Annotated in this window: 1 protein-coding gene; it reads right to left on the reverse strand. The window is 54.0% G+C overall.

The window, feature by feature from the left end; genetic code table 11:
* Window positions 1–752 (reverse strand): IS5-like element IS903B family transposase (locus tag FQK12_RS00045; protein ID WP_146295600.1); only part of this gene is annotated, 752 nt, incomplete at its 3' end.
* Window positions 753–761 lie beyond the last annotated feature (9 nt).

Consider the following 761-nt stretch of genomic DNA (forward strand, 5'->3'; position numbering starts at 1 on the left):
TCTGTTGTCCATTTCCACCGCGCATTACTCCCGGTCATTCGCTGATTAGCCACTGCACGGTTACGGTCTGCATATTCACCGGGCCAGTAACCCGCACCTTTTCGGGGTGGGATAAGCGCGCTGATTTTCTTACGCCGCAGTTCATCGTGACATAGCCGGGTATCGTAAGCGCCATCGGCGGCGGCTGACCTGATTTTCCGGTGGGTTTGCCGGATTAACCCGGGGAAGGCCTCTGAGTCCGTAACGTTGTTCAGCGACAGGTCAGCGCAGATAATTTCATGTGTTTTACTGTCAACGGCGAGATGCAGCTTACGCCAGATACGGCGGCGTTCCTGGCCATGCTTTTTGACTTTCCACTCGCCTTCACCGAAGACCTTCAGCCCGGTGGAATCAATTACCAGGTGTGCGATTTCACCCCGGGTGGGCGTTTTGAAACTGACATTAACCGACTTTGCCCGCCTGCTGACACAGCTGTAATCCGGGCAGCGTAGCGGAACGTTCATCAGAGAAAAAATGGAATCAATAAAGCCCTGCGCAGCGCGCAGGGTCAGCCTGAATACGCGTTTAATGACCAGCACAGTCGTGATGGCAAGGTCAGAATAGCGCTGAGGTCTGCCTCGTGAAGAAGGCGCTGCCGACTCATACCAGGCCTGAATAGCTTCATCATCCAGCCAGAAAGTTATGGAGCCACGGTTGATGAGGGCTTTATTGTAGGTGGGCCAGTTGGTGATTTTGAACTTTTGCTTTGCCACGGAACGGTC

The sequence above is a fragment of the Klebsiella sp. ME-303 genome, from assembly GCF_007910085.1.
GTDB classification, from domain to species: Bacteria; Pseudomonadota; Gammaproteobacteria; order Enterobacterales; family Enterobacteriaceae; genus Klebsiella; species Klebsiella michiganensis.